Here is a 19,338-nt window from a genome sequence, read left to right on the forward strand (position 1 = left end):
AACCTGGACCGGTCAGCGGCCCGAACGGATCCGAGCCGATGAGAGGTGTGCCATGTGCGGTATCGGAGGCGAGTTACGCCTCGACGGGGCGCCACCGGACCTGGCCGCCGTCGAGCGGATGCTCCCCGTCCTGGCCTCGCGGGGCCCCGACGGTGCCGGGCGGTGGCAGCACGGGCCGGTGGCCCTGGTGCACCGCCGGTTGCGCATCATCGACCTCTCCGACGCCGGCGCCCAGCCGATGGTCGACAGCGATCTGGGCCTGGCCGTGGTCTTCAACGGCTGCATCTACAACTACCGGGAGCTGCGCGACGAGCTGATCGGCTTCGGCTACACCTTCCGGTCGACCTCCGACACCGAGGTGATCCTCAAGGCCTACCACAGGTGGGGGACGGCCTGCGTCGAACGGTTCTACGGGATGTTCGCGTTCGCCCTTGTCGAGCTGGCCACCCACACAGTGGTGCTGGCCCGCGACCGGCTCGGCATCAAGCCGCTCTACCTGACCCAGACGCCGGGACGGATCCGCTTCGCCTCGACCCTGCCGGCGTTGCTCGCCGCCGGTGACGTGGACACCGACCTCGACCCGGTGGCGCTGCACCACTACATGACCTTTCACTCGGTGGTACCCCCACCGCGCACGATCCTCGCCGGGGTCGGCAAGCTCCCACCGGCCACTGTACGGGTGATCACCGCGGACGGCCGGAGCACCGACACGCGCTACTGGCAGCCGGAGTTCACCAGGGCCGCCGCCCCGGCGATGTCTGCCGACGAGTGGCAGGAACGGATCATGGCGGCGTTGCGCACCGCCGTACGCCGACGGATGGTCGCCGACGTGCCGGTCGGGGTGCTGCTCTCCGGTGGCCTCGACTCCAGCCTGATCGTCGCGCTGCTCGCCGAGCAGGGCCAGACCGGGCTGGCCACCTTCAGCATCGGGTTCGAGGCGGCGGCGGGGGAGAGCGGCGACGAGTTCCACTACTCCGACCTGGTGGCCCGCCACTTCGCCACCGACCACCAGCAGATCCGCATCGGCGCCAGCCGGTTCGTACCCGCCGTGCACGACGCCATCGCGGCGATGAGCGAGCCGATGGTCAGCCACGACTGCGTCGCGTTCCACCTGCTCTCCGAGGAGGTGTCGCGGCGCATCACTGTGGTGCAGTCCGGGCAGGGCGCCGACGAGATCCTGGCCGGCTACGACTGGTACCCGCCGATGGCGAACGTGGCCCGCGCGGACGCCGTCGAGGCGTACGCCCGGGTGTTCTTCGACAGGCGGCACGACGCGCTCGGCGGGCACCTCGCGCCCGAGTGGATGCTCGACCATGACGCCAGCCTGGAGTTCGTCGCCGCCCACTTCGGTGCGCCCGGCGCGGACACCGCGCTCGACGCGGCGCTGCGCCAGGACAGCCTGGTGATGCTCGTCGACGACCCGGTCAAACGGGTCGACAACATGACGATGGCCTGGGGTCTGGAGGCGCGGGTGCCGTTCCTCGACCACGAGGTGGTCGAGCTGGCCGCCGCCTGCCCACCGGCGCTGAAGCTGGCCCACGGCGGCAAGGGCGTGCTCAAGGCGGCGAGCCGGGGCATCGTCCCGGACGAGGTGATCGACCGGCCGAAGGGCTACTTCCCGGTGCCCGCCATCCGGCACCTCTCCGGCCCACTGCTCGACGACGTCCGGGACGCGCTCACCGCCCAGCCGGCGCGCGAGCGGGGACTGTTCCGCAAGGACTACCTGGAGGAGTTGCTGGACGCGCCGAACGCCCGGCGGACCACGTTGGGCTCCAACGCGCTCTGGCAGCTCGGGCTGCTGGAGCTCTGGTTGCAGCGGATCGGGGTTTAGATGATCGTTCGGACCGATGCGCCGCGCCGGGTCCGCCCCGTGCGGCACCGGCCGGCGGTGCCCCCGCCCCCCGGCGAGGACTTCGCGCCCGCGCCGTCACCGGACGGCCGACGGTTGGCGTACCTGTCCGACCGGGCCGGAACCCCTGCCGTCTGGGTCCGCGACGTCGACGCGGCCGAGGCCGTCGCGCTGCCCAGCGGCGACGAACCGGTCCTGGCGGTGAGCTGGTCCCCGGACGGGCGGTGGCTGGCCTGCGTCGTCGCGCCCGGCGGCGCACCCCGCACCGAGCTGTGGGTGCTGCGTCCGGACGGCACGCAGCGCCGCCAGGTCGCCGGGTTCGGCCGGCGCAGTGCCACCCTGGCCGGCTGGCTGCCCCACGGCGCGCTGCTGGCGGTCACCGAGACCGCCGAGCGGGGTGTCGCAGTGCTTGTCGACGCCGACACCGGGCACCGGCGGGTGCTCGCCGAGGGCGATCTGCTCACCCTCCTGGATGTCAGCCCGGACGGCGGGTCCGCCCTGCTGCGACGCGGTCCGCGGAACGCACGCTGGCTGGAACTGCTGGACGTGGCCACCGGCGACCGGGTACGGCTGCTGCCGGACACCGGCCGGGGCAGCACCGACCAGGGCTGGTTCGGCCCCGACGGGACGAGCGTGCTGGCGCGTACCGACGCGTTCTCGGAGCTGGCCGCGCTGGTGCGCGTCGACCTCGCGCGCCCGGAGCGGGCCCCGACGCGGCTCGCGGCGCGTCCGGACGCCGAGCTGGAGCACGTCGCGCTCAGCGCCGACCGGCGCCGCGCCGCGCTGTCGTGGAACACCTACGGCGGGCGCAGCGAGCTGAGTCTGCTGGATCTCGCCAGCGGCGTGCAGCGGACCGTCGCCGCCCCGGGCGAGGTGCTCGACGGCGCGGTTTTCGCCGCCGACGGTGGCCTGCTCTGCGTCACCGCGCAGGGGCCGGTGCAGCCGCGGGAGGTCTGGCTGGTCGACCCGGCGAGCGGCACCCCGCGCCCGCTGCGGCCGGACACCGACGCCGCGCGTACCGGCGCGGGTGTCGCCCCGCAGCTCGTCGACCTGCGCGCCCGCGACGGGTTGCCGCTGTCCGGCTGGCTGTACCGCCCGCCCGGCCCGGGCCCCTGGCCGACCGCGATCAGCCTGCACGGTGGCCCCGAGGCGCAGGAGCGCCCCGGCTACAACCCGCTGTTCCAGGCCCTCGTCGCGCAGGGCGTCGCCGTGTTCGCGCCCAACGTACGGGGCTCGTCGGGCTTCGGCCGCACCTTCGTCGCCGCCGACAACCTCGCCGGCCGCTACGGGGCCATCGCCGACGTGGCGGCGTGCGCCGACCACCTGATCGACAGCGGTGTCGCGATCCCGGGCCGGCTCGGCTGCCTGGGCCGCTCCTACGGCGGCTACCTGGTCCTCGCGGTGCTGGTGAACTTCCCGGGGCTGTTCGCCGCCGGTGTGGCCGAGTGCGGCATCTCCGATTTCCGCACGTTCTACGCCGGCACCGAGCCGTGGATCGCCGCCGCCGCCGTCAGCAAGTACGGCGACCCGGTGCGCGACGCCGACCTGCTGCGGGACCTGTCCCCGATGACCCGCATCGACCAGCTCGACGTGCCGGTGCTGCTCATCCACGGCGCGAACGACACAAACGTGCCGGCCGGCGAGTCGGCCCAGGTGGCGCAGGCCCTCGCCGCGCGGGACGTCCCGCACGGGCACCTCGTGCTCACCGGGGAGGGGCACGACTTCCTGGCCCGCGACAACGCCGAGACGGCGCGTACGGCCACCACCGCCTGGCTCACCCGGCACCTCGCCGTGACGACGGCCACCGTCGGCTGAGGCGTTATCCTGCGCCCGTGGACGTCACGGCGCAGGGTGAGCGGCTGGCCGCCGACCTGGGACGGTGGCTGGCCGACGTGACCTTCGTCGACCTGGACGCCGACGAGGTGACCGCGCTGATCATCGACGCGGTGGCGCGGTGGGGGCAGGAGCACCGCTGGCGGGTCTACCGGCGCGCGCCCAGCGTCATGCCGCTGCCGCCGCCCATGCACCAGTGGCACTCCGTCCTCGACGTGGCGTGCGCCCGACCGGACGGCCCACCGGTGGTGATCGAGGTCGACCACACCGACCGGGCGCGTACGGTGCAGAAACTCGCCGCCGAGGCCGACGCCGGCCGGATCCCGATCTGGGTGCGCTGGGGCGTGGGCCGCTTCACCGCGCCGCCACCGCCGGTGCGGATGGTGACCGTCGAGGTGACCCGCCGCGCCGGGCCGGCCGGGCGCGGACGTCTGCACAGCCGCACCGGCGACCGACCCGCGCCGGCGCACTCGTCAGGCGGCGGCACGGCCGCCCCGCAGGCGCTGCCGATCCCGCTTACCGACCCGCTTTGAGGACCCGCTTTCGGCCCCTCGCAAGGGGACCTGAAGCGAATCGTAAGCGGGGCTCGGCAGAGTTCTGGGTGTCACCGGAGCACACGACACACACCCAGGAGATTCCGATGCGCAAGCTCATCAACTCGACCTACCTCACTCTCGACGGCGTCATCGAGAACCCGATGTGGACCGCGCCCTACTTCGACGAGGAGGCCGCCGCCTTCGCCGGATCGCAGACCGAGGACGCCGACGCGCTGCTGATGGGCCGGGCCACCTACGACGGCTTCTCCCAGGCCTGGCCGACGATGGACGAGAGCGACCCGAGCACCGGCGCCGCGTTCTTCAACAACGTCAAGAAGTACGTCGCCTCGACCACCCTCACCAACCCCACCTGGAACAACACGGAGGTGCTCCAGGGCGACCTGGTCGAGGCGGTCGCGAAGCTCAAGGCCCAGGACGGCAAGGACATCGTCCAGTACGGCTACGGCTCGGTCACCGCCCAGCTGGTCAAGGCGGGCCTGATCGACGAGGTCCGGTTCTGGATCCACCCGGTGCTGGAGGGCGGCGCCAGCCTGAGCACCCCGCTCACCGACGTGAAGGCGACGTTCGAGCTGATCGACACCCGGGTGCACAAGAGCGGCGTGATCATCGCCTCGTACCGGCCGAAGTCGGCGAGCTGAGCGGCTGAGCGGCGATCAGAGCTGGGCCCGGGCCTCGCCCGGGGCCAGCTTCGCGCCCTCGGCGGCCAGCGCGGCGAAGCGTTCCCGGCCGAGCGCGGCGAGCACCCGTTCGGTCACCCGGTCGGTGTCGTCGCGCTCGGCCGGCGCGGCCGGGGTGCCGGCGGCCTGCCGGGCGGCGGCCGCGGCGCCGAGCAGCCGGGCCGCGACCTCGGGCGAAGACACCGCCGACGCCATCCCTTCCAGCGGGCCGAGCACGTCGCGCGCGGTGGCCATCGCCTCGGCGACGTCGAACGCCTCGAGGTGCAGGGCCAGCGCGGCGGCGGGGTCGCCGCTCTGTTCGACCGCGTAACCCAGCTCGACGAGGACCATCGGCAGGTAGAGCGCCGGCTGGGCCTCGCTGCGCCCTTTCTCGGCGAGGCGGGTGAGGTGGGTGGTGGCCAGGTCGAGCTTGCCGTCGCGGCGGGCGGCGAAGCCCAGGCCGAGCTCGGCGAAGACGATCGCGCTCGGCGAGCCCTGTTCCACCGCCAGCTGGTACGCGCGTTCGGCCAACTCCCGGGCCTGCGCGTAGTCGCGGGTCTGCACCGCGAGCCAGGCCAGCCAGGACAGCTTGCCGCCCACGTGCGGCCACAGCCCCAGCTCCTCGGCCCAGCGCAGCCCTTCGCGGTGCAGGGCCGCCGCGCGTTCGTACTCACCGCGAATCTCGGCCAGCCCACCCACCCAGTCGCTCGCCTGCAGGCGGCCCCACCGGTCGTCCACCTCGGCGAACAGCGCGGTGCTGCGCGTCGCCGCGCTCTCCAAAGCGGCCAGGTCACCGCCGGCGTGCGCGATCATGGCCCGGGAGCTGAGCACCGCGGCCTCGGTCCACGGATCGGTGGCGGCGGTGGGCAGCAGCTCCGACGCCAGCGGCAGGTCGCTGCGCTCGAGTACCGCGTTCGCGGCGAACCAGACGGCTCGGGCGTCGGTGACACCGGCGAGGGCGGCGCGTACCTCTGCCGCGGGGATCTGCTCGCCCTGCAACAGCGCGAAACCGGTCCGCCAGGCCGCGGCGCGGCTCTCCTGCGTCGGGTCGCCCGGCGTCGCGAGGGCCCGCCGCGCCTCGGTGAGCCGGCCCCGCAGGTACCAGTACCAGCTCAGCGCGACGGCGAGCCGCAACCCGCCGCCGTGCGCCAGCGCAGCGCGCAGGTTCACCGTCTCCGCGTCGAGCAGCGCCAGCCACTGCTGCTGCTCGGGGCCGCGCAGCAGCGGGTCGGCATGCTCGGCCAGGTCGGTGTAGTACGCGGCGTGCCGCGCCCGGGTGTCGTCGGCGTCGACCAGGTGGTCCAGGCAGAACGCGGCGACCGACTCGAGCAGCCGGTAACGCGGGCCGGCGCCGGTGTCGTCGAGCACCACCAGCGACCGGTCCACCAGGCGGGCAAGTGTGTCGAGGTCGGTCCGGCAGACGACCTCGGCCGCCTCCGGAGTGCAGCCGTCGCCGAACACCGCGAGCCGGGCCAGCACCGCGCGGTCGCCGTCGTCGAGCAGGTCCCAGCTCCAGCCGATCACCGCGGTCAGCGTCCGCTGTCGTGCCGGCACGTCGCGCTGCTGCGTGGTGAGCAGCCGGAACCGATCGTCGAGCCGGTCCACCACACCCCGCAGGCCGAGCGCGCGGACGCGGGTCGCGGCCAGCTCCAACGCCAGCGGCAGGCCGTCCAGGCGACGGCAGAGCTGGGCGACCGCCGCCGCGGTGTGCTCGTCGAGACGAAAGCCGCGATGCTGGGCGGCGGCGCGGGCGGCGAACAGCCGGGCCGCCGCCGAGCGTCGGACCGCGTCCGGGGCGCTGTCCGACGGCAACGACAGCGGGGGTACCTCCCAGAGCAGCTCCCCGGTCAGGCCGAGCGGCTCCCTGCTGGTGGCCAGCACGCGCACCCCGGGCGCGTCGCGCAGCAGCCGGGCCACCAGCGCGGCGACCGGCTCGATGACGTGTTCGCAGTTGTCCAGCACCAGCAGCAGGTGCCGCGACCGCAGCGCCGCGACGAGTCGGTCGGTGGCCGACAGACTCGTGCCGGCGGCCTCGCGCACGTCCAGCGCGCCGAGCACCTGCTCGGCGACGCCCGGGTCCCCGGCCGGCAGCGGCGCCAGCTCGACAAGCAGAACGCCGTCCGGAAAGGACTGGGCGCGGGCGCTCTCGGTGGCCAGCCGGGTCTTGCCGACGCCGCCCGGCCCGATCAACGTGACCAGGCGCTGCGCGGGCAGCAGGGCCCGCAGCTCGGTCAGCGCCTCGGCCCGGCCGACCAACTCGTCGAGCTGGGCCGGCAGGCTGTTGCGGATGATCGCGGCCTTGGGCGGCGCGCTCAGGCCGGCGTCCTGTTCGAGGATCCTGCGGTGCAGGGCGACCAGTTCGGGGCCGGGGTCGAGGCCCAGCTCGTCGGCGAGCCGGTCCCGCAGGTCGGCATAGCTGGCCAGGGCCTCGGACTGGCGACCGGCGGCGTACAGCGCGCGCAGTTGCACAGCCCGCAGGCCCTCGCGCAGCGGGTGTCGGGCGACCAGCTCGGCCAGGTCGGCCGCGACGAGGTCGTGCTCACCCCGGGCCACCCGGGCCTCGGCGAGCCGCTCGTGCACGGCGAGGCGCTGCTCGGCGAGTCGGGTCGCCTCGGCGCGGACGAACTCGGCGTCGGCCACGTCCGCGTACGCCTCGCCCCGCCACAGCCCGAGCGCCTCGGTCAACCGATCGACGTCGGTGTGCCGGGCCAGCTCGGCGAACCGGTCGGCGTCGACCGTGTCGGCCCGCAGCAGGTAGCCGGGAGCGCGGGACTCGACCAGGTCGCGGGCGCCCGGCTCGGCGTCGTTGAGCGCCCTGCGCAGCTGCGACACCCGCACCTGGAGGGCGCCGGCGGGGTTGGCGGGGGAGTCGTCACCCCACAGGTCGTCGATGAGCCGGTCGGCGGAGACGACCTGGTTGCGGTTGGTCAACAGGTCGGCCAGGAGGGCGCGCACCTTGGCGCCGGGCACCACCACCGGCTCGCCGGCGTCCGTGGTGACGGCGAGCGGCCCGAGCACCCCGAACTGCACGGCGGACATCCTATCGCCGGTAAGGCGACCTGAAGCAGACCGTAAGCGGGCCGGCGCACCGTGTGGGCATGGAGATCTATCACGAGACACATGGCAGTGACGAGGGCCGGCCGCTGGTGCTCATCCACGGCGCGCTCTCGGGCATCGGCACCTCGTTCGGCATGATCCTGCCGTTGCTGGCGAAGTCGCGGCGGGTGGTCGCCGTGGAGTTGCAGGCGCACGGCCACACCCCGGACGTCGACCGTCCGCTGACTGTGGAGCACTTCGCCGCCGACGTGGTGGAGTTGCTGGACCGGCTGGGTGTCGAGCGGGCGGACGTGTTCGGCTGGAGCATGGGCGCGGCGGTGGGGCTGCGCCTGGGCACCGACCACGCCGAGCGGGTCGGGCGGCTGGTCCTTGCCTCGGTGAGCTTCGAGGACGACGGTCTGCACCCCGGGCTGCTCGACGGGATCCAGGATCTGCGGCCGGAGCACCTGCACGGCTCGGAGTTCCACGAGGAGTACCTGCGCACCGCACCGGACCCGGCGGGCTGGGCCAACCTGGTCACCAAGATGAAGGTGCTGGACGCGAACCTGCCGCGCTGGACGCCCGAGCAGATCAAGGCCCTGGCCGCGCCCGCCATGATCGTGCTGGCCGACTCGGACATCGTCCAGCCCGAGCACGCGGTGCTGATGTTCCGGCTGCTCGGGGGCGGGGTGCCCGGCGACCTGACCGGTCTGCCGGCCTGCCGGCTGGCCATCCTGCCGGGCACCACCCACACCACGATCCCGCAGCGCGCCGAGTGGCTGGCGCCGATGATCGACGAGTTCCTGGGCGCGGATCGGTAGCTACTTCTCCAGCAGCAGCGCTTCGGCGCCCACCGGTCGGAAGCCGGCCGCCTGGAAGGCACGCACACTGCGCGCGTTGCCGGCGGCCTGCTGCGCCCAGAGCGGCTGGCCGTCGGGCACCAGGTGCCGGGCTGCCGTCGCCAGCGCCCGGCCCAGGCCCCGGTGGCGAACGTCCTCGTCGACCTCGATCGCCGCCTCCCAGCGACCCGCCACGCCACGGCCGAGGACGACCACGCCGCCCTCGGTCGCCCAGACGCGGACGTCGTCGCGACGCCTGCGCGCCCTGGCCTCCCGGGGGTGATCGGTGTCGGTCAGCTCGCGCAGCGTCAGCGGGGGCGCTCCGGCCAGCGGGGAGGCGACGGTCAGCAGGTCGATGGTGTCCGTCGACCGTCCGGTGCGGTCGAGCAGCGCACCCAGAAAGCGCGGATTCATAGTGGCCGCCAGCGAGTCGCAGTCGAGCGCGGCCAGGGTGCGGCGGACCCAGTCGGGGTCCTCGTCGGTGAACACCACTGAGTGTGCGGTGAACGCGATCACTCCGGCGTCCCGGGGGCTGTGCTGCGGCACGATGGTGGTCCCGCCGTCCGGCGGCGGGAAGTGCCCGCGTGCTGCCGCGTCCAGGACGTCGGCCAACGTGCCACCCACTATCGTCGCCTCCTCGGGCTGAGAGCCACAGTCCATTCTCGCCGGCCCGGCCCGAAGTTCGCCGTCCTGAGGTCATGGCGTGGGGCCGCCGGACCGGGTAGAAACACCAGAGAGCGCTCTCACGGCCCCAGCTGCGCCGGGAGTACCACCCGGTCGCGGAGAGGACGAACCACATGACAACCCCGTCCCGACGTACCCTCCTGCTCGCCCTTCTGGTCACCACCGCCCTCACGACGACCGGCACCGCCGCCACCGCCGGCCGCCCCACGCACGGCGCACCCGACTTCGGGTCGAACGTGACGATCTTCGACCCGAGCATGCCGGTCGGCGAGATCCAGCAGACCCTCGACGCCGCGCACGCCCGCCAGGTCGACAACGAGATGGGCACCGAGCGGCACGCCTACCTGTTCAAGCCGGGCGCGTACGGCACTGCCGAACAGCCGTTGCAGGCCAAGGTCGGCTACTACACCGAGGTCGCCGGCCTGGGCGCGTCGCCCACCGACGTCGCCGTCAACGGCAAGATCGAGGTCTACAACCGCTGCCTGGCCGACGGCGGCACCGGCAACTGCCTCGCGCTTGTCAACTTCTGGCGCACCCTGTCCAACCTCTCGCTCACCGTCAACGCCGCCGGGCAGGACGGCTGCCGGTCGACGGCGAACTTCTGGGCGGTGTCCCAGGCGGTCTCGATGCGCCGGCTGAACATCACCGGCGGCGGACTGTCCCTGATGGACTACTGCACGGCCGGCCCGCAGTACGCCAGCGGCGGCTTCATCGCCGACTCGCGGCTGCCGGCCACCACCAACGGCTCCCAGCAGCAGTGGCTCACCCGCAACAGCGAGGTCGCCGGGTGGTCCAACGCGGTGTGGAACCAGGTCTTCGCGGGCGTCGAGGGCGCACCGGACGACGCCACGTTCCCGGACCCGCCGTACACCACCCTCGACACCACGCCGGTGAGCCGGGAGAAGCCGTACCTGTTCGTCGACGGCAAGGGCCGCTACCACGTGCGGGTGCCGTCGGCGCGGCGCGACAGCCGGGGCGTCTCCTGGGCCGACGGCCTGACCCCCGGGCGGACCATCGGGATCGACGACTTCTTCGTCGCCAAGCCGTCCGACCCGGTGCAGGTGATCAACAGTCAGCTCGCACGCGGCAAGCACCTGCTGCTCACCCCCGGCGTGTACGACATCGCGCGCAGCATCGAGATCCGCCGCGCCAACACGGTGGTGCTCGGCATCGGCCACGCCACCCTCACCGCGGTCAACGGCGCCGTCCCGCTGGACGTCGCTGACGTGCCCGGCGTGATCGTCGCCGGCGTCACGATCGACGCCGGCACCGTCGAGTCGCCGGTCCTGCTGCGGGTGGGCCGTCAGCACGGCCGCGACGCCAGCAGCCCGGCCAACCCGACCACGCTGTCCGACGTGTACTTCCGCGTCGGCGGCCCGCACATCGGCCGGACCAACACGGCGCTGGAGGTCAACAGCGACAACGTGCTCATCGACCACACCTGGGTGTGGCGCGGCGACCACGGCGTCGAGGGCTTCACCGAGGGCGTCAACGGCGACACCGACCGCTGGCGTACCAACACCGGCCGCTACGGCGCCGTCATCAACGGCGACCACGTGACGGCCACCGGCCTGTTCGTCGAGCACTTCCAGCGCTACAACACGGTCTGGAACGGCGAGCACGGCACCACCATCCTCTACCAGAACGAGCTGCCGTACGACCCGCCGACGCAGGCCGACTGGATGAACGGCCCGGTCGAGGGCTGGGCCGGGTACAAGGTCGGTGACCGGGTGCGTCACCACACGCTGTACGGCGGCGGGGTGTACGTCTTCAACCAGAACAACCCGTCGATCCGCACCGAGAACGGCTTCGAGGTGCCGAACCGGCCGGGTGTGACGCTGCACCACATCATGACCGTGAACCTGAGCGCCGGAACGATCGACCACGTGGTCAACGGCGTCGGCGACGCGGCCGACATGGCGAAGGTCGGCGCGCCGGTCTACCTCGCGCAGTATCCGACCCCGTAGGGATCCCGGTCGTACCGAGGGGCCGGAGCCGGCGAGGCTCCGGCCCCGTCGTCCGTTCCCGCCCACGGAGATTCTGCGTCAACAGCCTTGAATTCCTATCATGGCGGTAGGAAAATAGGTGAATGCCGGTCGGTCCGCTCCTCACCTCGCGTCGGGTCGTCGACCTGATGCGGACCGCCAGCGAGCTCTGTCCGGGCGCACCGGCCACCGACTGAGCCGCGCAGCACCGCCCTCCTCTTCCGGCCGCGCTGCCTGATCCCGCGTCGACGCCTGAGTCCGGCGCCCTCATCACCGCACGTTGCACCGATCCGGCCCGCCGGATCGGTTCACGACCATGGAGTACGCCATGACATCTGATCAGCCACCGCCCACCCCACCGACGGCCGGGGAGTCCCGGCTCGCGTTCAACGAGGACTGGCTCGCGACAATCCTTGGCCTCGCCCTGCTCGCACTGGTCCTGCTCGGTGCCATCCCTGCCGGGCTGGTGCCCTGATGGCCACCGACGCGACCCGCACCGGCGACGAGCCCCGCACCGGCGACGAGTCGACCACCGGCGACCCGGCCGCCTCGACCACAGTGGCGCGCGACGACCTGTTCTGGGCCTGGACCCTGCTCGGGTTGGTGGTCGTGGTCGGCCTCGCCGCGCTCACCCGCTACCTGGAGCAGAACGTCCCCGACTGGGCCGACGGCACCGCAGTGGAGGACATCGGGGCCGCCGTCGAGTACCCGGTCTACGCCATCCTGCTCGGCCTGCTGGGCAACGTCGCCGTCACACTGCTCGGCTGGCGGGGCCGGATCGCCGCCGCATTCCGGACCGAATTCTTCATCAAGACCGGGCTCGTGCTGCTCGGGGCCTCGATCAACCTGGCCGTCATCGCCAGCGCCGCCGGGCCGGCGATCGCCCAGGCGATCCTGCTGATCAGCGGGGTCTTCCTGTTCACCTGGTGGTTGGCCGGCAGGCTCGGCCTGGACGACAAGCTGCGGGCGTTGCTCGCCTCGGCGGTGTCGATCTGTGGGGTCAGTGCCGCGATCGCCGCCGCCGGGGCGGTCCGGGCGCGCCGGGAGCAGTTGGCCTACACGGCGAGCCTGGTGATCGTCTTCGCGCTGCCGTCGATCTTCGTCCTGCCCTGGCTGGCCGACGTGTTCGGACTGTCCGACGCGGTGGCCGGGGCGTGGATCGGCGGCAACATCGACACCACCGCCGCGGTCACCGCTGCCGGAGCGCTCGCCGGAGAGGAGGCGCTCCAGATCGCCAGCATCGTCAAGGTCACGCAGAACGCGCTGATGGGTGTCGTCGCGGTGGCGCTCACCGCGTACTTCACACTGCGTGTGGAACGGCGGCCCGGCGCGGCCCGACCGGGCCTCGGCGAGTTGTGGGCGCGGTTTCCCAAGTTCGTCCTGGGCTTCGTCGCCGCCTCGGTCATCGCCACCTGGTATCTGGACGCGACGGGCGCGGACGGCAAGGCGGCCATCGCCATCGTCAACGACCTGCGCGTCTGGTTCCTGATCCTGGCCTTCGTCAGCATCGGCCTGGAGGTCCGGGTCTCGTCGTTGCGGGAGGCCGGTTGGCGGCCGGTCGCGGTGTTCGCCAGTGCCACCGTCTTCAACCTGGCGTTGGCGCTCGGCCTGGCGTCGCTGCTGTTCCGCAACTTCTCGGCCTGAGCGCGTGCCCCCACCCTTGACCGGGCCCGGGGTGGGGGCACGCTACTCCTTCCGATTCACTGGCAAATATTTCCATCGATCAGTCTCACTGTTGCGGGCTGGCATTCATTGCTGCCACGATGGCCGTCAATGCCTTCCGTCCCAGAGGGAGTGATCGTCATGGCGGTCTCCCGCCGCAGGTTCGTCACGTCCGTGTTGGCCGGGTCCGCCCTCGCCGCCACCTCCACCACGAAACTCCTGGCCAGCCCCGCGCAGGCCGCCAGCCCGGTCGGTGACGTGGTCGGCAAGGTGACGGTCGGCTACCAGGGCTGGTTCAGTGCCCCCGGCGACTCCGCGCCCATCGGCGGCTGGTGGCACTGGAGCCGCGACCGCTTCCAGCCGCCCTCGCCCGCGAACACCACAATCGTGTCCTGGCCGGACCTGCGCGAGTACACCCGCAGCTATCCCACCGCGTACCCCAACCTCGGCAACGGCTCGCCGGCCACCCTCTTCTCGTCCTACGACCAGCAGACGGTGGACACCCACTTCCGGTGGATGCAGGAGTACGGCTGCGACACCGCCGCGCTGCAACGGTTCAACCCGATGGGCGACGAGGGCCCGACCCGCGACGCGATGACCCTGAAGGTCCGGTCAGCGGCCGAGCGCCACGGCCGCAAGTTCTACATCATGTACGACGTCACCGACTGGCTGAGCTTCCAGGCGGACATCAAGACCGACTGGACGACGAAGATGTCCGCGCACACCGCGTCGAGCGCGTACGCCCGCCAGAACGGCAAGCCGGTCGTCTGCATCTGGGGCTTCGGCTTCAGTGAACCGAGCCGGCCCTTCACCCCCGAGCCGTGCCTGGAGGTCGTCAACTGGTTCAAGGCGCAGGGCTGCTACGTCATCGGCGGCGTGCCCACCTGGTGGCGGCAGGGCATCGAGGACTCCCGCGCCGGCTTCCTCGACGTCTACCACGCGTTCCACGCGATCTCGCCGTGGATGGTCTACCGGGCCAGGACTGTGGAGGAGCTCGACTCGTACTACAACAACGTCAACGTCGGCGACCTGGCCGACTGCGCGACGCACGGCATCGACTACCTGCCCTGCGTGATGCCCGGTGACCTCGCCGGTGGGCACCGCAGGCACGGCGACTTCTACTGGCGGCACATCTACAACATGGTCCGGCTCGGCTCCCAGGGCCTCTACGTGTCCATGTTCGACGAGTACAACGAGGGCAACCAGATCGCCAAGACGTCCGAGACGCAGGCCACCACCCCGGCCGGCGCGAACATCCGCGCGCTGGACGAGGACGGCGTCGCCTGCTCCTCCGACTACTACCTGCGCATCACCGGCGACGGCGGCCGGATGCTCAAGGGACAGCTCGCGCTCACCGCCGTACGCCCGACCCCGCCGACGCTCGGCACCCCGCCGCCGGCCACCGGGAACCTCGCCGCCGGTCGGCCCACCTCGGCGAGCAGCCAGAACGGCCCGTTCCCGGCGTCGAACGCGGTGGACGCCGACGCCGGCAGCTACTGGGAGAGCGGCGGCGGCGCGTTCCCGCACTGGTGGCAGGTCGACCTCGGCGCCAGCCACCAGGTCACCAAGCTCGTGCTGCGGCTGCCGGCCGGCTGGGGCGCGCGGACCCAGACCATCACCGTGCTGGGCAGCGTCGACGGCAGCTCCTTCGCCACCATCGCCGGGGCCTCCGCGTTCACCTTCGACCCGGCGACCGGCAACACCGTCACCCGCACGCTGGCCACCACCACGGCCCGCCACATTCGGCTGAGCATCGCCGGCAACACCGGCTGGCCGGCGGGCCAGCTTTCCCAGGTCGAGGTGTACGCCGCCAGCGGCACCACGGACAACCCGCCGACCGCCCCGAGCGGCCTCACGGTGACCGGCCGGACGGCGAGCAGCGTGTCCCTGGCCTGGACGGCGTCGACCGACGACAACGGGGTCACCGGTTACCAGGTACGCCAGGGCGGCACCCTGGTCAGCACTGTCACGGGCACCACGGCGACCGTGAGTGGGCTCAACGCGTCTACCGCGTACACCTTCACCGTCACCGCCCGCGACGCCGCCGGCAACACCTCGGCGGCCTCGAACGCGGTCACCGTCACCACCGACGCCCCGGCAAACGCCGACCTGGCCCGGGGGCGGCCCACAAGCGAGAGCAGCCACGTGCAGAGCTACGGTTCGGGCAACGTGGTCGACGGCGACGCGAACAGCTACTGGGAGAGCGCCAACAACGCCTTCCCGCAGTGGGTGCAGGTCGACCTGGGCGCGACCCGCACGGTAGGGCGGGTGGTGCTGAAGCTGCCGCCGTCGTCGGCCTGGGCCACTCGCACGCAGACCCTCACCGTGGCGGGTAGCACCGACGGGGGTTCCTTCAGCACGCTTGTCGGCTCGGCGGCGCGCACCTTCGACCCGGCGACGGGCAACCAGGTGACGCTGACGTTCAGCGCCACGCAGACCCGCTACGTCCGGGTCACCGTCACCGGCAACACCGGCTGGCCGGCCGGGCAGCTGTCAGCCCTGGAGGTGTACGCAAGCTGACCGGACGTGGGGCGGCCGCCGGACGTCGACCGGCGGCCGCTCCTCCACCCGGCGGTCGGGCACTGAGCAACCGACGCGAAGGCGGGTTTCCGGCGTTCGCCGACTACCAAATGATGATGCCGCCCTGCACCGCCTTGGCGCGCTGCACGGCGTCCCGTGCATTGGTCAGGTAGCGGAGAATGCGTTCCGCGTCGTATCCGGTCGCGGCGGCCAGCAGCTCGACGTTCTCGACGTGGAGGGTGCACCCCTTGTCGAAGGCATCGAGCTGGCCGGGGAAGACCTGGAGGTTACCCCGATTCTCGACCGTGACGTCGGCGAGTTGCGGCAGGAACGTCGCGCCCAGCTGACGAGTCACCGCGGAACCCCACAGCGAATGACGGAAGGCTTCAGCTCCCACAGCCGTGCTGGTGCCCGGCGGATCCTCCACAACCTGCCGGCCGGCGTAGGAGCGTCGTCCGGTATCCACACTGCGATATCCAGGCTGGCTACGGTCCTTCGCGTGACAATGTCAGACGCGCATTGGTGGTCGTTGCTCCGGAAGTTGGACGAGCCGGTCGCGCCGGTAGAGCAGGGCCTCAGCTCGGAGTCGCTCCTGCGGGCCATGGTGGAGGGCGCACTGCCGCAGTCGGTGCTGGCGGCATCGAACGCTCGGGTGGAGCCAGGTGCAGGTGATGGTCTGGAGATGCCACGGCACGTCGACCGCGCGGCGACCCAGGGTCGGTTCGACCGGCTCGCGGAGCGATTGAGTGAGGCCTACAGTTCAACGCTTCACACAGGCTCGGTGATGGCAAATCGCGGCAGCTCGAGTTCGGCCGGCGGGGCGATTGTGAACGTTCCACCCAGCGCCTGCGGCGCCCATCCAGCGCCCAGGCCGTAATGGACAAGAACGCGTACGTCCGCGGTTGTCGGGTAGGGATACGCCTCTCCGCTGCCGTGCACGTCGGTCTCGACGTACTGACCGTCAGAGGCGCCGGTGGGCCGCTCGGTCAAGTCGACCTGTAGGGCGCGACCGCTCTTTCCCGCACCCCACACGCGGAGCCTTATGCAGCGGTGAAGACGACCGTCAGAGCCAGCTGTGGACCGGATGTCGGCCTTCCAGGTGAACTCCCGGCCGTCTATGTGGAGCGTGCGCAGCCTCGATCTCATCCGCCCATGCTGCCAGCCAGGCGGCCACCGTACGCGCCGTCGCCCGTGATGATCGACTCGGATTCGTGATGCCGGAGTGTCGGAGCTGCTGGGATACCGCGTTATCGCTGAACGGAGGTGATCTCGCGGCTGCGGGGGCGGCCACGACCCAGTGGAACTCGGCGCGCGGAGGACGTCGCAGGCGGTGGACGCGGACCATGTCGCGCCGGCTGAGGCCCGGGTGCCGGCCGTTGGCGCGTACCGTGCTCGCCGAGATCGCTCGTGCGCACCCGGCGCCGGCCGGCGTGGCGCGACTGGCGGCGGTGGCCGGCCTCACCCGGCCGTGCGCGGCCGGCCCCGCAGGTGTGAAGCGGGTTGCTCAGCGGCGGGAGCGCCTGGCATGATCTCGGCATGATCGACAGAATCGAGTCCTCCGTCCGCCGGTGAGCGTGACACCCGAGCCTGGACTGCTCGGATCCCAGATGTCGTTGTTTGCGCATGCGTCGCTGTTGCATCGCGCGGATCCCGACTCGCCCCTTCCTGGTGACGGCGTGCCCTACCCGGATGACGAACAGCACCGAGATCGGAAGTTTCGTCCTTCGGCGCCAAATGATTCACGGCGCAGCGGTGCTGATGTCGCCGCACTGCTGGATGCGCACTTCGCTGATCCGTCCACCGTTCCAGGCGATCTCGTCGAGGCATTCCATGGCCTCTACGTTCCGATCCACCCCAACGACCACATCTCGGCTGCGGCATGTCGGGTCGACGCCGACCGGGTCCGGGAAACCGGTCGCTGGCTCGTCCAGCACGCCACCGATCGCTGCGCTGCGATTGTCGGCCTGGCATTGCTGGGCACCGTGTGGGATGAGGACGACATCACGCTGATCAAGACGATCGGGCTGTTGTCGAAGCACTTCGGTCCACTGGCCGCCCACGCTCTGAAACGACGGCGCGATGGCTCGGACGCCTTGCTGTGGCTGGCCGAGCGGGTCACGGGCTGGGGCCGGGCGTATGTCGTGCAGACCCTGTGCGAGGTCGGCGGCATCGGGGCGCGGCAGTGGCTGCTGCGTCGTGCGTGTGATGGCGACTTTCTCAACGGCTACTTCGCCGGAAAGGTCGCCACCACCGCGCACCTGCACGAGGCGATCACCGCGCCGGACCCGGACCTTGAGGTGATCGACCACACCGGCCGGTTGCTGGCGACAATGGCCGACAGCGACGGCATGGGCATGACGCTCGAACACTATCCGCCCGCCCCGGCGGTGCTGGCGGCCCACTGTGGCCTCGCCGGTCGGCTGGAGCCGTCGGTGGAGCGCTTCTACGTCGCCGCGCAACTGGCCGGATATCTACAGGGGGCAGCGGCGGACCGAATCGCGTGGCCCGAGGGGGGACGGGAACGCGTTCTGGACGGCTACCTTGCCCTTGTGAATCGGGAGGACTGGTGCGCTGTCGCCCGCGCCGGACTGGCCGCGAGGGACCACCGTGTCACCTGGCTCGCCGCGACGCTGGCAGCACGCCTCGGGTTGCGGGCGTTCACCGACTGAGGGCGCACCGACGCATCGATCATCGCCCCGGTCGTGCTGATGTCGCGGTGTCCGAGCCGTTGGGACACCGCGACATCGCCGAAACCGTGGTGATCTCGCCTCGCTCTCGTTGCCGGTCAGCCCGTCGTCTGTCGCATCCGGCGCAGGTCCTCGGCCGGGTTGATGGTGCGCACGGGGTTGGGGACCGCGCCGCGCCGCCGCCACTCGCGCGGGTAGCCCAGTGAGACCTCCTCGAACCGCACGTCGTCGTAGAACGTGGTGCGGGGGATGTGCAGGTGCCCGTAGACCATCGTGGCCGCACCGAAGCGCAGGTGCCAGTCGCGGGTGCGCACGGTGCCGCACCACTGGGCGAACTCCGGGTACCACAGCACGTCGGTGGGCTCGCGTACCAGCGGGTAGTGGTTGACAAGCACGGTCGGCAGGGCCGGGTCGCGGTCGGCCAACCGGCGCTCGGTCTCGGTGATCCGGGCGTCGCACCACGCCTCCCGGGTCGGGTACGGGTCGGGGTGCAGCAGCGCCTCGTCGGTGCACACCACGCCGGCCTTGTACGCCAGATCCAGCGACTCCTGCTTGGTGCTCGCCTCGGGCACCCGGAACGTGTAGTCGTAGAGCACGAACAGGGGCGCGATGGTGGCCGGACCGCCCACGCCGTCCCAGACCGGGTACGGGTCCTCCGGGGTGACGACGCCCAGCTCACGGCACATGCGGACCAGTTCCTGGTAGCGCGCCTCGCCGCGTAACTGCACCGGGTCCTTCGCTGGTGTCCACAGTTCGTGGTTGCCCGGCGCCCAGACGACCTTCGCGAACCGGCTGCTCAGCAGCGTCAGTGCCCACTCGATGTCGGCGTAGAGCTCGGCCACGTCGCCGGCGACGAGCAGCCAGTCGCCGTCGTGGTCCGGGCGCAACTCCTGCACGAACGAGCGGTTCTCCGGGTAGGCGATGTGCAGATCGCTGACGGCCCGCAGTTGTGGAGAGAGGCTCACGCTCCGAGGCTAGGCCCTCGTGGTCCGATCGGAACACCCCCTGTCCGGCCTCGCTGGGCGGTTCC

15 protein-coding genes are annotated in these 19,338 nt (G+C 71.9%); 10 read left to right on the top strand and 5 right to left on the bottom strand.

Annotated elements, in window-relative coordinates; all coding sequences use genetic code 11:
• Positions 1-52 precede the first annotated feature (52 nt).
• The 4 genes from AB0B86_RS00665 to AB0B86_RS00680 all read left to right on the top strand — a co-directional run bounded on the left by AB0B86_RS00665 (position 53) and on the right by AB0B86_RS00680 (position 4,877).
• Positions 53-1,831 (top strand): N-acetylglutaminylglutamine amidotransferase, encoded by a 1,779-nt coding sequence (locus tag AB0B86_RS00665; RefSeq protein WP_357410347.1) that lies wholly within the window; start codon positions 53-55, stop codon positions 1,829-1,831.
• Positions 1,832-3,664 carry a prolyl oligopeptidase family serine peptidase gene (locus AB0B86_RS00670; protein WP_357414725.1) on the top strand — a complete coding sequence of 611 codons (1,833 nt, stop codon included), beginning with the start codon at positions 1,832-1,834 and terminating at the stop codon, positions 3,662-3,664.
• 17 nt (positions 3,665-3,681) lie between these two features.
• On the top strand, positions 3,682-4,215 hold the full coding sequence (locus tag AB0B86_RS00675; RefSeq protein ID WP_357414727.1) for a hypothetical protein: 534 nt from the start codon (positions 3,682-3,684) through the stop codon (positions 4,213-4,215).
• 107 nt (positions 4,216-4,322) lie between these two features.
• Complete coding sequence (locus tag AB0B86_RS00680) at positions 4,323-4,877, top strand: dihydrofolate reductase family protein (protein ID WP_357410352.1); 555 nt, start codon at positions 4,323-4,325, stop codon at positions 4,875-4,877.
• 15 nt (positions 4,878-4,892) lie between these two features.
• Here the strand turns inward: AB0B86_RS00680 and AB0B86_RS00685 are convergent, their stop codons facing one another.
• A complete protein-coding gene (locus AB0B86_RS00685) occupies positions 4,893-7,934 on the bottom strand; it encodes a BTAD domain-containing putative transcriptional regulator (protein ID WP_357414729.1) in 3,042 nt (1,013 codons plus the stop codon).
• A gap of 59 nt (positions 7,935-7,993) precedes the next feature.
• On the opposite strand from AB0B86_RS00685, the gene AB0B86_RS00690 reads away from it, so the two are divergent.
• Positions 7,994-8,752, top strand: a complete 759-nt coding sequence (locus tag AB0B86_RS00690) for an alpha/beta hydrolase (protein ID WP_357409625.1) — start codon at positions 7,994-7,996, stop codon at positions 8,750-8,752.
• Here AB0B86_RS00690 and AB0B86_RS00695 read toward each other — a convergent pair whose 3' ends face one another.
• Positions 8,753-9,394 carry a GNAT family N-acetyltransferase gene (locus AB0B86_RS00695; RefSeq protein ID WP_357409627.1) on the bottom strand — a complete coding sequence of 214 codons (642 nt, stop codon included), beginning with the start codon at positions 9,392-9,394 and terminating at the stop codon, positions 8,753-8,755.
• Positions 9,395-9,567: 173 nt separating this feature from the next.
• Here AB0B86_RS00695 and AB0B86_RS00700 point away from each other — a divergent pair, with 173 nt between their 5' ends.
• The 4 genes from AB0B86_RS00700 (at position 9,568) to AB0B86_RS00715 (ending at position 15,621) form a co-directional block, all read left to right on the top strand.
• Positions 9,568-11,421, top strand: coding sequence for an adenylyl cyclase (locus AB0B86_RS00700; RefSeq protein ID WP_357414731.1), 1,854 nt, complete (start codon positions 9,568-9,570; stop codon positions 11,419-11,421).
• A 346-nt stretch (positions 11,422-11,767) separates the two neighbouring features.
• Complete coding sequence (locus AB0B86_RS00705; protein WP_167524827.1) at positions 11,768-11,914, top strand: hypothetical protein; 147 nt, start codon at positions 11,768-11,770, stop codon at positions 11,912-11,914.
• Positions 11,914-13,083, top strand: coding sequence for a putative sulfate exporter family transporter (locus tag AB0B86_RS00710; protein ID WP_357409632.1), 1,170 nt, complete (start codon positions 11,914-11,916; stop codon positions 13,081-13,083). The genes AB0B86_RS00705 and AB0B86_RS00710 overlap by 1 nt, the downstream gene beginning before the upstream one ends.
• A 159-nt stretch (positions 13,084-13,242) precedes the next feature.
• Entirely contained in the window at positions 13,243-15,621 is a 2,379-nt protein-coding gene (locus AB0B86_RS00715) for a discoidin domain-containing protein (RefSeq protein ID WP_357409814.1), read from the top strand.
• Positions 15,622-15,724: 103 nt separating this feature from the next.
• On the opposite strand, the gene AB0B86_RS00720 is transcribed toward AB0B86_RS00715, so the two are convergent.
• Together AB0B86_RS00720 and AB0B86_RS00725 are read right to left on the bottom strand one after the other, a co-directional pair.
• The gene (locus tag AB0B86_RS00720; RefSeq protein ID WP_357409634.1) at positions 15,725-15,976 is read right to left on the bottom strand and encodes a hypothetical protein; all 252 of its coding nucleotides are present in this window, start codon (positions 15,974-15,976) and stop codon (positions 15,725-15,727) included.
• 413 nt (positions 15,977-16,389) lie between these two features.
• Positions 16,390-16,767 carry an integrase gene (locus AB0B86_RS00725; RefSeq protein WP_357409636.1) on the bottom strand — a complete coding sequence of 126 codons (378 nt, stop codon included), beginning with the start codon at positions 16,765-16,767 and terminating at the stop codon, positions 16,390-16,392.
• A gap of 461 nt (positions 16,768-17,228) precedes the next feature.
• Between AB0B86_RS00725 and AB0B86_RS00730 the strand changes: the two genes are divergently transcribed.
• A complete protein-coding gene (locus AB0B86_RS00730) occupies positions 17,229-18,290 on the top strand; it encodes a hypothetical protein (RefSeq protein WP_357414733.1) in 1,062 nt (353 codons plus the stop codon).
• Positions 18,291-18,406: 116 nt separating this feature from the next.
• On the opposite strand, the gene AB0B86_RS00735 is transcribed toward AB0B86_RS00730, so the two are convergent.
• A complete protein-coding gene (locus AB0B86_RS00735; protein WP_357409641.1) occupies positions 18,407-19,273 on the bottom strand; it encodes a metallophosphoesterase in 867 nt (288 codons plus the stop codon).
• Between the last annotated feature and the right edge of the window lie 65 nt (positions 19,274-19,338).

Origin of the sequence: Micromonospora sp. NPDC049047 (genome assembly GCF_040649135.1) — a bacterium.
Taxonomy (GTDB): Bacteria; Actinomycetota; Actinomycetes; order Mycobacteriales; family Micromonosporaceae; genus Micromonospora.

Coding starts and splice junctions, on each gene's coding strand:
- AB0B86_RS00665 (WP_357410347.1), top strand. CDS start 53: ATGTGCGGTATCGGAGGCGAGTTACGCCTCGACGGGGCGCCACCGGAC.
- AB0B86_RS00670 (WP_357414725.1), top strand. CDS start 1,832: ATGATCGTTCGGACCGATGCGCCGCGCCGGGTCCGCCCCGTGCGGCAC.
- AB0B86_RS00680 (WP_357410352.1), top strand. CDS start 4,323: ATGCGCAAGCTCATCAACTCGACCTACCTCACTCTCGACGGCGTCATC.
- AB0B86_RS00685 (WP_357414729.1), bottom strand. CDS start 7,934: ATGTCCGCCGTGCAGTTCGGGGTGCTCGGGCCGCTCGCCGTCACCACG.
- AB0B86_RS00690 (WP_357409625.1), top strand. CDS start 7,994: ATGGAGATCTATCACGAGACACATGGCAGTGACGAGGGCCGGCCGCTG.
- AB0B86_RS00700 (WP_357414731.1), top strand. CDS start 9,568: ATGACAACCCCGTCCCGACGTACCCTCCTGCTCGCCCTTCTGGTCACC.
- AB0B86_RS00705 (WP_167524827.1), top strand. CDS start 11,768: ATGACATCTGATCAGCCACCGCCCACCCCACCGACGGCCGGGGAGTCC.
- AB0B86_RS00710 (WP_357409632.1), top strand. CDS start 11,914: ATGGCCACCGACGCGACCCGCACCGGCGACGAGCCCCGCACCGGCGAC.
- AB0B86_RS00715 (WP_357409814.1), top strand. CDS start 13,243: ATGGCGGTCTCCCGCCGCAGGTTCGTCACGTCCGTGTTGGCCGGGTCC.
- AB0B86_RS00725 (WP_357409636.1), bottom strand. CDS start 16,767: ATGAGATCGAGGCTGCGCACGCTCCACATAGACGGCCGGGAGTTCACC.
- AB0B86_RS00730 (WP_357414733.1), top strand. CDS start 17,229: ATGTCGTTGTTTGCGCATGCGTCGCTGTTGCATCGCGCGGATCCCGAC.